This window comes from Butyrivibrio sp. MB2005, assembly GCF_000424285.1.
Taxonomy (GTDB): Bacteria; Bacillota; Clostridia; order Lachnospirales; family Lachnospiraceae; genus Butyrivibrio.
In genome coordinates, this window is record NZ_AUJP01000020.1 from 1 (window position 1) to 15,550 (window position 15,550).

Consider the following 15,550-nt stretch of genomic DNA (forward strand, 5'->3'; position numbering starts at 1 on the left):
AGAGGTTGGTTGTCAAGGAAGGGCACCCCAATATATAGTCTCTGACATTTCACTCTACTATTTTGAAAAATGTCCTTGACAAGGGGTACACTTTATCAACTATATCTGCTTGTTGAACTATCCTGCCTGCCCAAGAGCATACCTTAATATATATCAATAAAAAGTTGTAATACTAATGTCCCAAGGCATTTTCATGTTGTCGGAACCATCCTATTATCTCATCGATAACTCTCTCGCTTTCCGTCAGATCCGGGCGTAATACAGGATATGCATGGATCAGTTTAGGGTCGCTTCCCATGTGACGAAGGAAGTGTTCCACGCCTTTATTGCCAAGCTCTCCGGCAAAATCCAGAGTGTACCGTTCAAGCATATCTGCCTTACTCGTAATGAGATAACACGGCGGAATATTGTATATGATCTCCGGATGTTCAGGATTCGTATACTGAGCCATTGCAATACTTCGAGCATCTTTTCCATAAAACGAACGGGAAAGGAATCGTCCCAAATCATCTTTTCTTGTTGTATAAAACATCCCACTTATAAGACCCATGGCCTTGATACTCATGCGTGTCGGCTCATATCCTATGGCATCCTGTAATGCCTTTGATTTCTTCATAGCTGCTACATATGTTGCAAGATATGCCCCCGCACTTTCTGCCACCAGATATATCCTTGTAAAATCAACATCGAACTCCACAAGTTTCCTGCCCACACAATCCATCCCAGCACAGACATCATCAAACTGCTCATACACACGAACATTCGGTATAAGACGATACTCAAGTGAGCATACCAGATACCCCCTTTTTGCTATCTGACGGCAGAACCCTGTGGATAAGTTTTTGCTGCCGTCAATCAACCCACCACCATGAATATTGATAATAACCGGCAGTTCTGTCCCCGGTGCGACTATTGGCTCAAATATATCCATCAGAAGTTCTTTGCCTGACCGGTTAGTATACGGGATGTCCCTGTGTTCCTTTAATCCGTCGGCCGACATTTCAATAACATTATCAAGATCCAAAGCTTTACTGAGCTTTCGCTTTGTGATCTCGATTATCGCATTCTCGAATAAACTCATTATGATTTACCTCATGTAGCAATATGTAAGCATTATTCCATCTATTTAAAATTTTTCTATCTGCCTATCCATTTGTCAGACCGTTTTATATCTTTACAAATTCGTATCCTCTACCGATTTTGCACCAAGGCTTATTCCCTCCGTCGGAACAAGAAAAGCTGTCGGTATAACTCCCTGTAATAACTTACTTTTCTTTATGTCAACCACGACGCAATCTTCTACCATCTCATCGTGATTTATAGCATTTTCAATCGGTATCGGTGACACCTGATGACCATCTGGTCTCTTCATGAGGCGTTTATACCTTCCTCCATACGTTGAGAAAATCACCTACCATTTATATAGCTTCTTTCTCAAGTGACCTATAATCGATTTTTCCTATTGGGGTAAGAGGTAATTTGTCTACAATTTGTATTTTTCCCGGTTGAGCATATTCGGGCAACTCCGTTTCGCATAATTCAACCAATTCATTTATTGTTTGCTCTTTATCATGCTGACCTTTGCCGGATAAAACAGCAAAAAGTATCGGCACCATACCTTGGGCATGATTATGATCAGGCGCTCCTACCGCACAGCATTCCTTTACCTTATCGCTTTTAATAACTACATCCTCGATATAGCTTGGAAACACTTTAAATCCATCATGTCGAACAATGATTCTTTTTATCCTTCCTTCAATAAACAAGAAGCCATCTTTATCCATGTATCCTATGTCACCGGAATGTACCCAAACAAGTCCATCCGTATGAATTCTTAGCATTTGATCCGTTTCCTTATCGTTTTCATAATATCCCACCATCGTATTAGGTCCCGTCATGCAGACCTCACCTATTTCACCATACTTTAATTCTTTGCCCGTCTCCGGATCAAAGACTGATATGATAGTATGTGCAAAAGGAATTCCGACACTGCCTATCTTATTTATTCTATCTGACATACATGCACTGACAGCTGCAGAAACTTCCGTCATTCCATAACCCTTCATGACATTGTTTTGACCATTGTGAGACTTAATAAATGTGTTTACTTTCTTCTCTAGTTCGGGCTTCATTGAGTCACCACCAACAACCGGCGAAACAAGATATGAAATATCCTTTTTATTCATTTTTTTACTGCTAATGATATTTTCATAATGCGACGGAACCCCAACTATATGAGTTGGATTATATTTGATCATGAGTTCATCATATTTCTTAGGATCAAATGCAGGTATCAAAACTACTTCCATTCCCTTTATTAAAGGCATATGTAATCCATTGCCTATGCCATAAGCGATAAAAGGTGGCATAATATCCGCCCATACATCTCCACGATTTAAATTGAATTCGCTATTAATTAACTGAAATGCAGACTGGTTAAGGTTATCGTTTGATAACATAACACCTTTAGGAAATCCGGTAGTACCTCCTGTATGAACTATTACACAGCATTCTTTTTCACGATAAGGGGTATCCTTACAATCCTGATCTTTCCCAATTTCAATAAACTTATTCCACATCATATGATCAGAATTAACCTTAGTTTTTCCTTTGGTTAATCTGTAAAGAATCTTCATTCCGGTTGGAAGAGAATCCGATGGCGATACAACAACGATTGTTTTTACCTGTGTTCCCTCTATAGCCTTAACTATTTTTTGATAGGCAATATCAAGAACAACAACTACCGTCGTTTTTGTTTCTAAGAGATACTCTTTTATCCCTTCAGCACTTGTCCTAGGATCAATCATATTCGAAATTGCACCTATACGATTTAAACCATAGAACGAATATATAACTTCAGGAATACTGACCGCAATTATGGCAACTATATCCTTTTCAGAAACTCCCAGTTTTGTGAAGCTCTTTGCCACCTGTTTTGTATAATCAAAGAATTGACCATATGTGATTTTTCTGCCGTAATAGTTAAATGCTGTTGAATCAGAATAATCCTTATTCTGTGCTTCAATATAGTCAATTATCTTGTATTTAGGTAATTCGGCATTTATCTGCTCTTCCGAGTAATATTTCAGCCAAGGCTTATCTATAGACGGATACCCTGTCTGTCTGTCAAGCATTGTCTTTCTCCTCCTAAACATTTATACTTACAGAAACTCAATTAGATTTTGTTCTTAACTGTTAGAGCCAAAAGCTCTTTTGTCAAACAAAAATGCATTATTCAAATTAGGAACAAGTAAATTCTGATGAGAAAATACATCAGATGGATCTGTTGTATCTTTTGGGTGAAACGCTTCTTCCTGTATATCTTCTACAGTAAGTGAGTATTCCGCATTCAATGAAAGAATACTGCTTATGAAATCGTCATATGCTGACTCTGATACATCTCTACGAGATAGCATCGGAAACCGCTCAATAATATCCCACTTTAACGAAGCCATGCAGTTTCTAAGTTCACCTGTAAGAGCAAATCTATCTTCGATCGTATGACCTTCGTAGCTTATATTCTCTCCCAGGGCAATATAGTAGTCATCACCATTCCTGCATATTGCCATCGGTACAATTTCTGCGTCACAAGTAATTGCCAGTTCAACAGCCCCTGCATACAAATATCCAACAAGTGCATTGGCACTGATATTCTGGACACCTTCTGGAAACAGCAGCAGATTCCCGCCTTTTTTAAGCAGAGCGATCATCTGGGCTTTAGCGGCTCTTCTGTCTTCCTTATGCATCACATCAAGTGGTATCCAGCCATTCATTCTGAGCATCATACCATTGATGTCCTTATACAGCTCATGTGGATCTCCAAGCACAATCCAGCATGGACTCTTTATTGCAAGAAAAGACATTTCAATATCCACACCACCTATATGAGTAGGACAGAAAATAATAGGACGAGATGTCTTTTTTCTGTCATCTCTGACTACATGCAGTCGTCGACCTGTCAGCCTCATCTCTGCTCTCATAAGTTGCACCAGTATATGATGCACAAACGAATGTAGTTGCAGATGTTCGACATGTCCTCCATAGGTATGGTAGCGTTCCAATCGCTTTTCGCGGCAGAATATCTCATAATCTGGTTTTGGCAGAGATAACATATAAATGAATGATCTAAGGTCTTTTAATGCACTCATGTTTTTGTCGCTACTCCTACGGATGGCTTATCAATTGATGGATACCCAGTCAGTTCCCCTGTCTGTCTCCTCCACACACTTGTCAAATTCTATATCCACTCGTTTTTCATTATGTTTACAAACGATTATTCGTATGAATTTTCTATAAACTCCATAATAAAATATAGCTTAAACATTTAATGATTTCAATTGGATATTCAACGATTGCTCACATCTAGTGTTCCACAAATCTATCAACTTATTTAAAGAGCTGCATTTGGTCGCCAGGTTCCGACACAGGCAAATTTCATTGTGGCATTTTATACGGAGGATATCCTTCTCATACTCATACAAATCACTAAAGATTTTACCAAGTATGAACCTTCTGGAGGAATACCTGTCCTGTTTCTGTCGCTTATCGCGGAATAGTACTCAACATGAACATTGCTTTCACAGAATGGGCAAGGTTTTAGCATGCCTTCCCCTTCAGCCTTTCTAATAGATTCGCTTTTCTCAGATAACCTGAAACCAAACCCGCTCCCAACTCTGTCTGCCAGATAAAAGAACCCTCAAACCTAACCCTCAAAAACTCCCATACAAAAAGGACCTGACCCTCAAGTCAGACCCTCAAAACGCTTGGCAAACCCTCAAAAAGTTTGATTATGATAACGCCTTATCCAGCTCAGCCAGATCCTCATCTGTTGTGGACCAGCTTGTGGCAAGTCTGACAACCGTGTGGTTTTCATCGGTCTTCTCCCAGAAGCTTACGGCTACCTTCTCCTGTAATTTCTTAAGCTTCTCATCTTCAAAAGCTACAAACTGTTGATTTGTAGGAGACTCCAAAAACATCGTAAGATCGTGAGCCTTACAAATAGCTTTAAGCTTCTCAGCCATATCTATGGCGTGCTTACTGATCTTAAAATACAGATCATCTGTGAAAAGTGTATCGAACTGAACGCCCAAAAGTCTTCCTTTTGCAAGAAGTGCACCGCGCCTTTTGATGGAAGTCAAAAAGTGCTTGGGCTTATTACCCTTTGTGAAAACCACTGCCTCTCCGCAAAGTGCGCCAACCTTGGTGCCTCCGATATAGAAAACATCGCAAAGTCTTGCTATATCCTTCAAAGAAACATCAGTGGAATTGCTCATAAGTCCGTATCCAAGTCTTGCTCCGTCAAGGAAAAGAGGGATCTCATACTCTCTGCAGACTTCAGAAATCTCACTGAGCTCTGCCTTGGAATACAGTGTTCCATACTCTGTGGGATGAGAAATATATACCATTCCGGGCCTGGTCATGTGCTCATGATTCTCGTCAGCAAAATATCCTGCAAGATAATCCTTAAGTACCGATCCTTCTATCTTTCCGTTTTTCTGAGGAATCTCTAAAACTTCGTGTCCTGTGTACTCGATGGCTCCTGCTTCGTGGGAACTTATATGCCCCGTTTTTGCAGCTATTACACCCTCATAGTCTGACAGCATGGTAGAAATAATAACTGAGTTAGTCTGCGTTCCGCCAACCAAAAACTCAACTTCTGCCTCCGGTATTCCTACTGCCTTTTTTATCTTTTCCTTTGCACTGTCGCAGTACTTATCACTTCCATAACCGGATAAGCACTCCATATTAGTCTCCGTAAGTGCCTTCAAAACAAGCGGGTGAGCTCCACAGATATAATCGCTCTCAAATGAAATCATAAAATGTCCTCTCTTCTTGTCTATACTATTCTGCCTGTGACATTTGTGCACAGCCCATCACCAATCCTCGTCATAGCTGTATTCATCAAGCTCTGCCATATAGAATTCCGACCAGCTGTACTGACTCAGGAATTCGCCGGCGTATTTATACTTGGACTTATCCTTGTTTTCAAGCCAGTCATAATAATCGCATTCTATTCTGTCTTTGGCGATGGCCATACTGCCACGTTGTTTAAGGATTATACCATCAAGCTTCAGCTTCTTAAATGTGTTTTGAAGATCCTGTCTTAAGTTACAAAGATAAGACAACTTTTTTTCAGGGTCGCCGTCATCCTCCCAAAGGTTGGCGATAATCTCACCATTAGTGGTCTGCGCCCCCTTATTGGCTATAAGAAGAGCCACTATCTCCTTGGTCCTCTTATATTTAAAATCCACAGGCTCTCCGTCCACAAAAAGCTCGAAGTTACCAAAGGTCTGCGCAAAAACCCTCTTGAACTTTTTGCGCATCTCAGGATAGCGCATATACTCCAGTTCCTTCTGAAACTCCGCTCCGGTGCCGGGCTTTTTGATATAGCCGCTGGCATGAAGCTTCATAGCATCATAAGCATGCTCTGTCTCATCGGAAACATAAATAAGATTTATGTAAGGATTTAGTTCAGAAAGATATTTTCCAAGATCTATACCTGAAAGTTCAGGCATATTCACATCCAGAAATGCCACGTCCATTTCCTCTTCTCTGGCCTTGGCAAGGGCGGAAAGAGGACTGTCAAAATAAAAACAATTGGCATCGGGCTTTACCTTCCCGAGAATGGTTTTCATTTTCTTTAGAGATGCCTCGTTACTGTCGACCGCCAATATATTCACTGCGCACCTCCTGTAGGCAAGGTTATGGATTTAACCTTCTGATTCTGACGCTGCTGCGCCGTCATGTGAAGAGGATCCGCCTCCCCTACCACAAGAGTATCTCCGTCATTAAGTGCAGCCTCGTGCAAAGGACCTGAATTCATATCTGCCAGTACAAGAGCTGCAAATCTGTCGTAATTATCATCATCTATTACAGGAAAATGATACTTCATCCTGTACCAGTGCTCCGGGTCATAGCCTGCGCCTCCGATGTAGAGTCTGTCTGCAGTATCTGCAACCTCATCAACTCCGGCTTTTTCTCCCGGCTCAAGCCCTGCCTCCTCACAAAAAAGCATAGCGTAAGCCTTAAGTACTCTGTCTCTTACTGTTTCATCGCTGCCACTTTTATTCTTTCTTCCTGTGGGAGTATCCATTACCTTGTAATAAAATTCCTGAGCCTCTTCGCTTTCATCAAAATTTACGATAGCGTTGTAGAACTCCCTGACATCTATGTCCTTAGCTATTGAAGCCATTTCTCTCTCCTTTCAGAGCGCTCTTATTCTCGTACATGTTCTTGTCTGCCCTTGCAAATACCGCAGCCACATTCTCATCATCATCGAATCTTGACATACCTGCCGCAATGACAACTTTTCTTTCAAACTTATTTATTCTGTTACTCTGGGCAACGCTCTCCATGAGAATCTCCACGTTGTCATAGTCAGTACCCTGAACAACAATAGCAAACTCATCACCGCCAAGCCTGAAAACAGGACTGTGCTTGAATATCTGACAGATCCCATCGCATCCATCCTTGATGAACTGGTCTCCGGCCTGGTGTCCAAGAGTATCATTGACCTGTTTAAGTCCGTTTATATCGAATACAGCAATTGCAAACTCCGGTTTTTTACCTGCCTTGATCTTTCTGTTTAGCTTTGCCTCCATCTCAGCATAAGCATGCTTATTCTTTACGCCCGTAAGCTCATCATAATTGGCCTTTTCCTTGGCTTCCATGAGGTTTGATTCATACGCCTGTTCTCTTCGTACTTCCTCATCAATATTAACAACACCAATTATTACACTGTCCACACCATCCTCATGCACCATGGTGGCTTTCAGCATGGCATAAATCGGCTTTCCATTTATCACAAGCCTGTAGTTAAGAGTAAACATGCCTTTATTCTTTATCTGAGACATGACTTTTTCCTTCTTGAACATTTTGAGGAAATAATCAAGATCATCAGGATAAATAACGCTTAGGGCTTTTTCCGCGGTGTCATCATAAAAATGTTCACCCTCTTTGCCGGTTCCAATATGTTCAAAATAATGGCTGGAGGTGTATTTTGTATACGCATCCGTTTCAGGATTGACCGTATAAAGAGCCATATAATCTCCGGAAAGAGCAATGATCCTTGAATAGGTAATCTGCTCCTCCCTCATCTTTTCAAGGGCCTCTTCATGCTTCATCTGGGCATCCACATTATTGATTCCTATGATAATATTGTTGCCCTTATTTCTGACCTTAACAACCTTCATACTTACATAGACAGGCTCTCCGTCCATCATTACCCTGTAGGTCAATGTGAAAATGCCGTTTTCCTTAAGGCTTTTTTCCACCTTCTCCGGGGTGAAGCTCTTAACAAACTCTTCTGCGTCTTCCTGATATACATTATTCTTTGCCACACTTGCTGTAAGTCCAAAGAAATCATGACCACGAGTTGAGACATTCATATCCCGGTTCACCCCATCCGGGCTGTACTCTGTATAATCTCCGTTATCCATATTTACAAAATACAGGTGAATATAATCCTCTGACAGCGCTCTTGCCACATAGTTGTAGGTGAGGGTGGTGTCATCATCGGGGCTATCTGAGACAGATAAAATTGCAACATTTACAGCTGCAGCTCCGGTAACAGGATTAACTGCCACTCTTCTAAGGAACATCTGCAGTGTCTTACCATCCTTGGTCCTGTCATCTATGATAAGTCTTCGACCATCTTTTGCACACTGCACAGCAGCATTAAGGGAATATGCTCCGGGCTTTCCTTCAAAATCCGCCACCTGGACCTCTGTACTATCTATACTGGCCGGGAAATTTCTCGCCATAAATTCTCTGAAAGTCCCGTTGCATCTTGTTAAATACAGCTTTCCATCAAGATATTCCACAAGGCACATAGGCCAGGTATCAAAATAATCCTTAAGCGTATCGTCATCTTTTCTTGAAACTGACAAATCATAGAGATTTACTTTTCCAAGCTGGACATAATAATCTGTCTCAGAAGGATTCTCAAATCCAATCTGAATACCCTTTTTATTTCTCTCAATGATTCCTGCAAGAGAATGAGCTTCACAGTAATAATATCCCTGCAACTTGGTACAGCCTATCTCCTTTAGGAATTCTGCCTGAACCTCGGTTTCAACGCCTTCTGCTATAGTCTCAACACCCAGAGCCATAGCCATTCTGACAAGCTCAGTGAGTATGATCTTAACGCTTTCTCTTTCACCTATCTGCTGAATAAAAAGCATGTCCAGTTTGAGTAGGTCAAAAGGTATCTTCTGAAGGATTACAGGCGATGAATATCCGCTGCCATAATCATCCATCCATACACTAAAGCCAAGCTTCTTAAACTCACTGATCCTATCTGCCATGTAATCAACATCATCCAGCAGAACTGTCTCAGTAATCTCTATAACCAGCTTATCTCTGGTAAGGCCGGATTCATCCACACGCCTTCTGATCTCCTCTACAATATCGCAGGTATAGAAATCAGAAATGGACAGATTAACAGAATTAGGGACAATATATAGACCTGTCTCTCCCTGCTCCTTCATCTTCTTAAGGACCATATCAACAACGCAAAGGTCCAATTTATATATGCTGTTTGCTTCTTCAAGATATGGGATAAAAGTATCCGGGGTCAGGATGCCTCTCTCCGGATCCTCCCACCTTACAAGAGCTTCTTCGTCGCAAACTCGTCCATTTGCGGTTCTGATGATAGGCTGATAATAAACCTTTATCCATCCCTGCTCTATGGCTCTGTCAAGATTCTCAACCACATACTGTCTGTGCTCTATCTGACGCATCATTTCATCATCAAAATGATAAATGTGGGATTCATAATTTTTCTTATGGAAATCACAGGCAATCTTGGCCCTGTCACAGGCAGCACTGATGCTGGTCTTCTCATCATCATAAGAATAGACTCCGATTCTGATGGGCATACTTTTACCGCCATTTAAGAGCTTACTCTTTTCAATAAGTTCTTCCAGCTTCTGTTCCAAGCCATCGGGATCCGTATAGATGCAAAAATGATCAGAACTAAATCGGCTGCACCTGCTGCTGCCAAAATAGCTGCTTAGAAGTTTTGCAAAGGCAACAAGAAGAACGTCGCCCTCTGCCATTCCGTATTTACGGTTATAGTTTTTCATGCCGTTGAAGTCCGTAAAAAGGACCGCCGGCTTAATTCCTTCCTTCCTTAACTCCTCACATCCATCTCCCGCAAGCTCAAAAAAGAGCGTCATGGTGGGAAGTCCTGTCAGGTAATCATAGCTGATATTATTTAATCTGCTTCTCTCTTCAAGGATTTTGCTGAGCATAGCTGTGAGCCCCTGTACGTCGCTACCCATATTAGGGGTATAGGCGCCCTGATCCGTATACCATATAAAAGCCAGTCTTACGCCATTATCCTTGAAAATATGCTTACCATAAGCGTGAATGATCCTGTACTCCTCATCCACTTTGGATCTGTAAATCACATCATAGGGTACGTCCTCTGTAGCAAAGCGGTAGGCAGCATCACTTATGGATGCCACATCATCAGGATGAGTATCCCTATACATGTCATTGTCCATAATCTCATAAGCCTCGTCGCGGTCCTTAAGACCAAAAAGCTCGCAAAAGCCCGCCGAAAGAGCTATGGTAATCACATGTTTATTTATAAACTGATACACTGCAAACGGTACAAAGCTGCTTTCTATCAGTGCTATTTGTTCGTCACTATATTTGTACTTTTCCAAGAGTAATACCTCCTGATAAATCACATAATATTAGACAAAAATATCAACTATATTCCATTTTATCACAAATGTAAAACAGTTTGTTTTCGAAATAATAAACTAAAAATAAAAAGTCCATTACCACTTTTTAACCTAAAAGCAGTAATGGACATTATTCTTTAAAGCAATTGACTCCATTTTGAAAATATCCCACAGGATGGATCATGTGATCCTCTGCCTTGGCATCAAGCCCGGACAGCGCCTTGTCATAATACATAAGCCCCCTTAGAACCGACTCGTAACCAAAACGCCTCCTGATATCCTCGATGGCAAGATCGGCCTTAAGGTATTTCTCCCTGACCTCCTCTCTCATGAAAAGATCGGTCTGATGAGGCATGGTATCCGGCACCAGATTGGACACTCTGACCCCTACACTGCGAATAGGATGCTCCCAATCGTAATTTGCCTTAAAAAGCTGCCAGGCATAGCCTGCTATCTCCTCGGAAATATTGGTAGGTATGTGGACCCTGTGCTGTCTTGTAAAGCTGTAAAGCCCGTTATCCCTAATACTTATACCTATAACATCCCCGATGAAATGATTCTCCTTAAGCCTTGCAGCCACGCTTTCAGACAGCAGATATATGACCATTCTCACATCATCATCATTTACAAGATCTCTTGGGGTAGTGGTGCTGTTGCCCACACTTTTAACAGGTGCATAGTCATCTGCTGCCGCAACCGGGGTCTGATCCTCGCCTCTTGCAAAGGTTGAAAGCACATATCCTATTTTCCCAAAAATCTGATGCAAAAACTCAGGGTCTGCCCTGGCTATATCGCCTATGGTAATAATCCCGTACTTCTTAAGCTTGGCAGTTGTGCGCCTCCCCACATACAGAAGATCCGATGCGGGAGCTGTCCAGAGAATGTCCTTATAATTCTCCCTGGAAATCTGAGTTATAGCATCCGGTTTCTTATAGTCAGAGCCAAACTTCGCAAATATCTTATTCCAGGAAACGCCTATTGATACAGTGATTCCAAGTTCTGTCTTGATGCGGTCCGATATCTCTCTGGCAACAGTCATTCCTGTGGATGTTCCGAGCATGGACTTAGAATCTGTTATATCTATCCAGGATTCATCAAGTCCGTAGGGTTCCACCAGATCAGTGTAATCACCGTATATCTTCCTGGCCTTCCTGGAAAACCTTATGTACTCATCATAATTGGGTGTAACAAAGACCACATCCCTGCAGGCCTGTCTCGCCTCCCACAAAGCCATGCCGGTCTTAACTCCGCGCCTCTTGGCAATATAATTGGCTGTAAGCACGATACCGTGCCTGGCCTCCGGATCTCCGCCCACCGCCATAGGCACATCCCGCAGCTCCGGATTATGCAACATCTCCACAGCTGCGTAGAAGCAATTGCAATCCGAATGAAGTATTATTCTCTCATCATTCATAAAAATAGCCACCTCGAACAGTTGTTCTTGTATGACTATATTATACGAATGTATGTTCTATTTTTCAAGTACCTGATCTGAATTCTTTTGACCTTACGATGAAGTAGACCGTCAAAGTGATCACTCCCGTGATGGCCCATGAGATCGGATAAACTCTGAACAAGGTTCCAAAATCATGGTGCTTTGGAATATATGTAAACACATAGATAAGTCTGAATACGCAGGTTCCAAAGATGGATATCAGCGCAGGAGAAAGCGAATGGTTCATACCGCGCAGGCAGCCACCGCTTATCTCATAGGAGCCTATAAGGAAATGCAGAATAAACGCATTCATAATTCTGATCATTGCAAAATCTATAACTGCAGGCTCTGTGGTAAAGAGGCTTATCATCTGATAACGGAAGGTCACCAGCACAAATACCACAACCGCAGATATGCCTACGCCGCATCCCATACATATCCTGAATACCTTTTTACATCTTTCGAATTTGCGGGCACCATAGTTCTGACTTGTGAAGGTAACTCCCGCCTGAACGAAAGAGCTCATGGCGCAGTAGGATATAAAATCAAAATTGGCAGCTGCCGTAGAACCTGCAATGGCATTAGAGCCAAAGCTGTTGACCGCTGACTGAATGACCACATTGGAAAGAGAAAACACTGCTCCCTGAAGTCCCGCAGGAAGTCCTATCTGCATCATGCGGACAAGATATTTTTTCCTGATCTTAAGCTTTTTAAAGCTGAGTCTGAAGGCTTCCTCCTCATTCATCAGAATAAAAAGAATGTATCCTGCACCAAACATATTGGACAGCACCGTTGCCAGGGCAACACCTATAACATGCAGATGAAAGCCTATTACAAACAAAAGATTTAAAAGAATGTTTATGACACCTGCAATAAGCATGGCATACAGCGGTCTTGCAGAATCCCCCTTACTTCTAAGGACAGCAGAACCATAGTTGTAGACCATAATTGCGGGCATGGCAAAAAAGTATATCCTAAGATACAGTATTGCAAGCTCCAATACATTTTCCGGTGCAGCCATCAGTATCAGTATGGGTTTTGAAATGAAAAATCCAATCAGAATAAGGGCAAATCCCGCGATAAGAGACAGAGTAATTACAGTGTGAACCGTATCGTTTATCTCATTCTTGTGACCGCCGCCTATCTGCATGGCTATAAGCGCATTGGCACCAACAGACAGTCCTATGAAAAAGCTGATTATCAGACCTATTACGGAACCATTACTTCCCACCGCAGCCATAGCTTCCGGTGAAGCAAATCTTCCCACAACAGCAAGATCAGCAGCGTTAAAAAGCTGCTGAGAGATGCTTGAAACTGCCAGTGGCAGCGCGAACATTACAATCTTATCCAAAAGACTGCCATTTAGCATGTCAAAATTTTTATTTTTAGCCATAAAAATGCTACCAACTCACTCTCTGAAAATAATTGTTCCATCTTCCTTCATGTCATCAATTATCGCAAGGGATGTCACATCATAGCCCATCTGTCTGACATCATCTCCGCCGTGCTGATAGCCCTTCTCGATACAGATACCGATACCTTCTATCTTGGCGCCTGCCTGATCGCAGATCTCAATGAGCCCCTTCATGGCATTGCCTATAGCAATAAAGTCATCAACGATTATGACTTTATCATCATTGCCAAGAAAATCTCTTGAAACTACTGCGTCGTACTCCTTGCCATAGGTATAGGAACTTATTCTGGAAACATACACATCATCTCCCAGATTAAGGCTCTTTGACTTCTTTGCAAAAATAACCGGCACATTAAAATGCTTCGCAACGGAGCATGCTACCGCAATTCCCGATGCCTCAATGGTAAGTATTTTGGTAATCTTCTTATCCTTGTACTTTTCATAAATAGCTTCCCCAAGTACATCCAGAAGACCAACATCTATCTGGTGATTAAGGAAACTGTCAACCTTGAGTATATTCCCCGGATATACTCGCCCCTCTTCAAGTATCTTCTCTTCCAGGATTTTCATGAGTACCTCGCTTTCTGCTATAAAAACGCCATTAATGTTTCCCTATATCCATCATAACATACTCAGACTTTGTGCCGGTCTTAAAATCCACTGCCCAATCGGATATTCCCGAAGTCACAATGAAATCCACATCGCCGCGTCTCTCATACCCATAGGTTCTGTCATTTATTCCCATCCATACTCCCCAATATGTTATGGGTATAAGCTGTCCGCCATGGGTGTGACCTGAGATCACAAGGTCTGCAGTTGTTTTTGATTCGTTATCATAATCCGTAGGTTCATGATCCATTACGATAATATATTTGGAGGTATCAGCTCCATCAAGAAGCTCATAAAGTTCTTTCCTGTCTGAGGTGATGGCATCCGCTCTTCCTACGATGCACAGATCACCGGTATACTCCACCTGATCCTCCATGACATGGACCCCGTTTTTAGAAAGTTCACTTACAAGATCCTCTGTAGTAAAATCTCTTGGTCCGTAGCTGCTCTTATCGTGATTGCCAAAGGCGTACCAGACTCCGTATTTTGCATCAACAGAGCCAAGCGCCTCACAGGCCAGGACCATATCCTCTTTTTTGGTATCGCTGTCCACAAAATCTCCAGGAATCAGAACGATATCCGGGTTCTTTTCCTTTATTTTCTCTATTTCCCTTGCAAAGCCCTCACCGTCAAAGGTGGTCCCGATATGGGAGTCCGCAAAGAAAACAGCCTTCACATTTTCAGAAAGCTTATCAGTCTCAAGGCTATAGTCCGTCTGCCATACATGAACGCAGAGGTAATTAGCCACAAGCAGGTATACAGCAGATACCACCAAGGCGCACCATCCCTGATAATAATATCTGAATTCCTTGTCCCTCTTTTTCCGGATTATCCCAAAGATAAATCCAAAGAGCATGGTAAATACAAGCACATGCAGATAAATGGCAAAGGCATTTACAAGTCCCATAAAATAACATGGCAGAGCAAAGCCCGCTGCATTTATAAAAATAAGTACCAGCCTTCTTAGCCACTTATTCTGAATGTTCTTAAAAATACCAAACCTGCCCACCGCCTTTACCATATAGCCAAAGCCAATGATGCAAAGTATAGCAACAACAATAAATCCAACTAACCAGATCATAAATTACAGGTCCCTAAGCCTCATCATAAAAATCGAATACTCATCATTCTGAAAATCCAGGTCAGGTGAATTCTCGCCGCCACCGTTAGTACTTCTCTTTATCTCAGCGTAGAACTCCTCACCCTGATTTACAATATCCATGACAGACATGGGGAATCCGTTTTCTGTAGCAATAGAGCAAAAATCTGCTATTGGATTCTCTGAAGCTCTTGTTCCAAGGAGCTTTTCCTTTAATGCCTTGTCATCTCTTGCCTTATTTAACAGTTCTTCCAATTTTTCGGTAATCTCCATAACCTGTCGCCTCCCTTGTATTTTTA

At 41.9% G+C, this 15,550-nt stretch carries 13 protein-coding genes; all 13 read right to left on the bottom strand.

All coding sequences use genetic code 11. The features are described from left to right. Positions 1-172 precede the first annotated feature (172 nt). A complete protein-coding gene (locus G610_RS20665) occupies positions 173-1,081 on the bottom strand; it encodes an alpha/beta hydrolase (RefSeq protein ID WP_051197954.1) in 909 nt (302 codons plus the stop codon). Between the two features lie 93 nt (positions 1,082-1,174). Beyond that, positions 1,175-1,372, bottom strand: coding sequence for a hypothetical protein (locus G610_RS0111580; protein ID WP_026524928.1), 198 nt, complete (start codon positions 1,370-1,372; stop codon positions 1,175-1,177). A 46-nt stretch (positions 1,373-1,418) separates the two neighbouring features. Continuing rightward, the gene (locus G610_RS0111585; RefSeq protein ID WP_026524929.1) at positions 1,419-3,134 is read right to left on the bottom strand and encodes a class I adenylate-forming enzyme family protein; all 1,716 of its coding nucleotides are present in this window, start codon (positions 3,132-3,134) and stop codon (positions 1,419-1,421) included. Between the two features lie 54 nt (positions 3,135-3,188). Continuing rightward, positions 3,189-3,980, bottom strand: coding sequence for a lysophospholipid acyltransferase family protein (locus G610_RS0111590; RefSeq protein ID WP_196809841.1), 792 nt, complete (start codon positions 3,978-3,980; stop codon positions 3,189-3,191). A gap of 807 nt (positions 3,981-4,787) precedes the next feature. Continuing rightward, positions 4,788-5,816 (bottom strand): threonine aldolase family protein, encoded by a 1,029-nt coding sequence (locus G610_RS0111595; protein WP_026524931.1) that lies wholly within the window; start codon positions 5,814-5,816, stop codon positions 4,788-4,790. 57 nt (positions 5,817-5,873) lie between these two features. Next, positions 5,874-6,680, bottom strand: coding sequence for a response regulator (locus G610_RS0111600; RefSeq protein ID WP_026524932.1), 807 nt, complete (start codon positions 6,678-6,680; stop codon positions 5,874-5,876). After that, positions 6,677-7,192: a hypothetical protein gene (locus G610_RS0111605; protein ID WP_026524933.1), complete on the bottom strand. Its 516-nt coding sequence runs from the start codon at positions 7,190-7,192 to the stop codon at positions 6,677-6,679. The genes G610_RS0111600 and G610_RS0111605 overlap by 4 nt, the downstream gene beginning before the upstream one ends. Continuing rightward, positions 7,176-10,673 (bottom strand): EAL domain-containing protein, encoded by a 3,498-nt coding sequence (locus tag G610_RS22235; protein ID WP_026524934.1) that lies wholly within the window; start codon positions 10,671-10,673, stop codon positions 7,176-7,178. Before G610_RS22235 ends, G610_RS0111605 begins: the two co-directional genes overlap by 17 nt. 151 nt (positions 10,674-10,824) lie before the next feature. Further along, on the bottom strand, positions 10,825-12,108 hold the full coding sequence (gene dinB / locus G610_RS0111615) for a DNA polymerase IV (RefSeq protein ID WP_035797444.1): 1,284 nt from the start codon (positions 12,106-12,108) through the stop codon (positions 10,825-10,827). A gap of 64 nt (positions 12,109-12,172) precedes the next feature. Next, positions 12,173-13,522 carry an MATE family efflux transporter gene (locus G610_RS0111620; RefSeq protein WP_026524936.1) on the bottom strand — a complete coding sequence of 450 codons (1,350 nt, stop codon included), beginning with the start codon at positions 13,520-13,522 and terminating at the stop codon, positions 12,173-12,175. Between the two features lie 15 nt (positions 13,523-13,537). Next, positions 13,538-14,113 carry a xanthine phosphoribosyltransferase gene (locus G610_RS0111625; RefSeq protein ID WP_026524937.1) on the bottom strand — a complete coding sequence of 192 codons (576 nt, stop codon included), beginning with the start codon at positions 14,111-14,113 and terminating at the stop codon, positions 13,538-13,540. Positions 14,114-14,144: 31 nt separating this feature from the next. Then, complete coding sequence (locus G610_RS0111630) at positions 14,145-15,233, bottom strand: metallophosphoesterase (RefSeq protein ID WP_026524938.1); 1,089 nt, start codon at positions 15,231-15,233, stop codon at positions 14,145-14,147. Between the two features lie 3 nt (positions 15,234-15,236). Then, the gene (locus tag G610_RS0111635; RefSeq protein ID WP_026524939.1) at positions 15,237-15,524 is read right to left on the bottom strand and encodes a Nif11-like leader peptide family natural product precursor; all 288 of its coding nucleotides are present in this window, start codon (positions 15,522-15,524) and stop codon (positions 15,237-15,239) included. Positions 15,525-15,550 lie beyond the last annotated feature (26 nt).

Excerpts from the sequence above, each read along its gene's own strand:
- G610_RS0111590 (WP_196809841.1), bottom strand. The coding sequence starts at position 3,980 with ATGAGAGCAGAGATGAGGCTGACAGGTCGACGACTGCATGTAGTCAGA.
- G610_RS0111595 (WP_026524931.1), bottom strand. The coding sequence starts at position 5,816 with ATGATTTCATTTGAGAGCGATTATATCTGTGGAGCTCACCCGCTTGTT.
- G610_RS0111605 (WP_026524933.1), bottom strand. The coding sequence starts at position 7,192 with ATGGCTTCAATAGCTAAGGACATAGATGTCAGGGAGTTCTACAACGCT.
- G610_RS0111625 (WP_026524937.1), bottom strand. The coding sequence starts at position 14,113 with ATGAAAATCCTGGAAGAGAAGATACTTGAAGAGGGGCGAGTATATCCG.
- G610_RS0111635 (WP_026524939.1), bottom strand. The coding sequence starts at position 15,524 with ATGGAGATTACCGAAAAATTGGAAGAACTGTTAAATAAGGCAAGAGAT.
- G610_RS20665 (WP_051197954.1), bottom strand. The coding sequence starts at position 1,081 with ATGAGTTTATTCGAGAATGCGATAATCGAGATCACAAAGCGAAAGCTC.
- G610_RS0111630 (WP_026524938.1), bottom strand. The coding sequence starts at position 15,233 with ATGATCTGGTTAGTTGGATTTATTGTTGTTGCTATACTTTGCATCATT.
- G610_RS0111620 (WP_026524936.1), bottom strand. The coding sequence starts at position 13,522 with ATGGCTAAAAATAAAAATTTTGACATGCTAAATGGCAGTCTTTTGGAT.
- G610_RS0111585 (WP_026524929.1), bottom strand. The coding sequence starts at position 3,134 with ATGCTTGACAGACAGACAGGGTATCCGTCTATAGATAAGCCTTGGCTG.
- G610_RS0111580 (WP_026524928.1), bottom strand. The coding sequence starts at position 1,372 with ATGAAGAGACCAGATGGTCATCAGGTGTCACCGATACCGATTGAAAAT.
- dinB (WP_035797444.1), bottom strand. The coding sequence starts at position 12,108 with ATGAATGATGAGAGAATAATACTTCATTCGGATTGCAATTGCTTCTAC.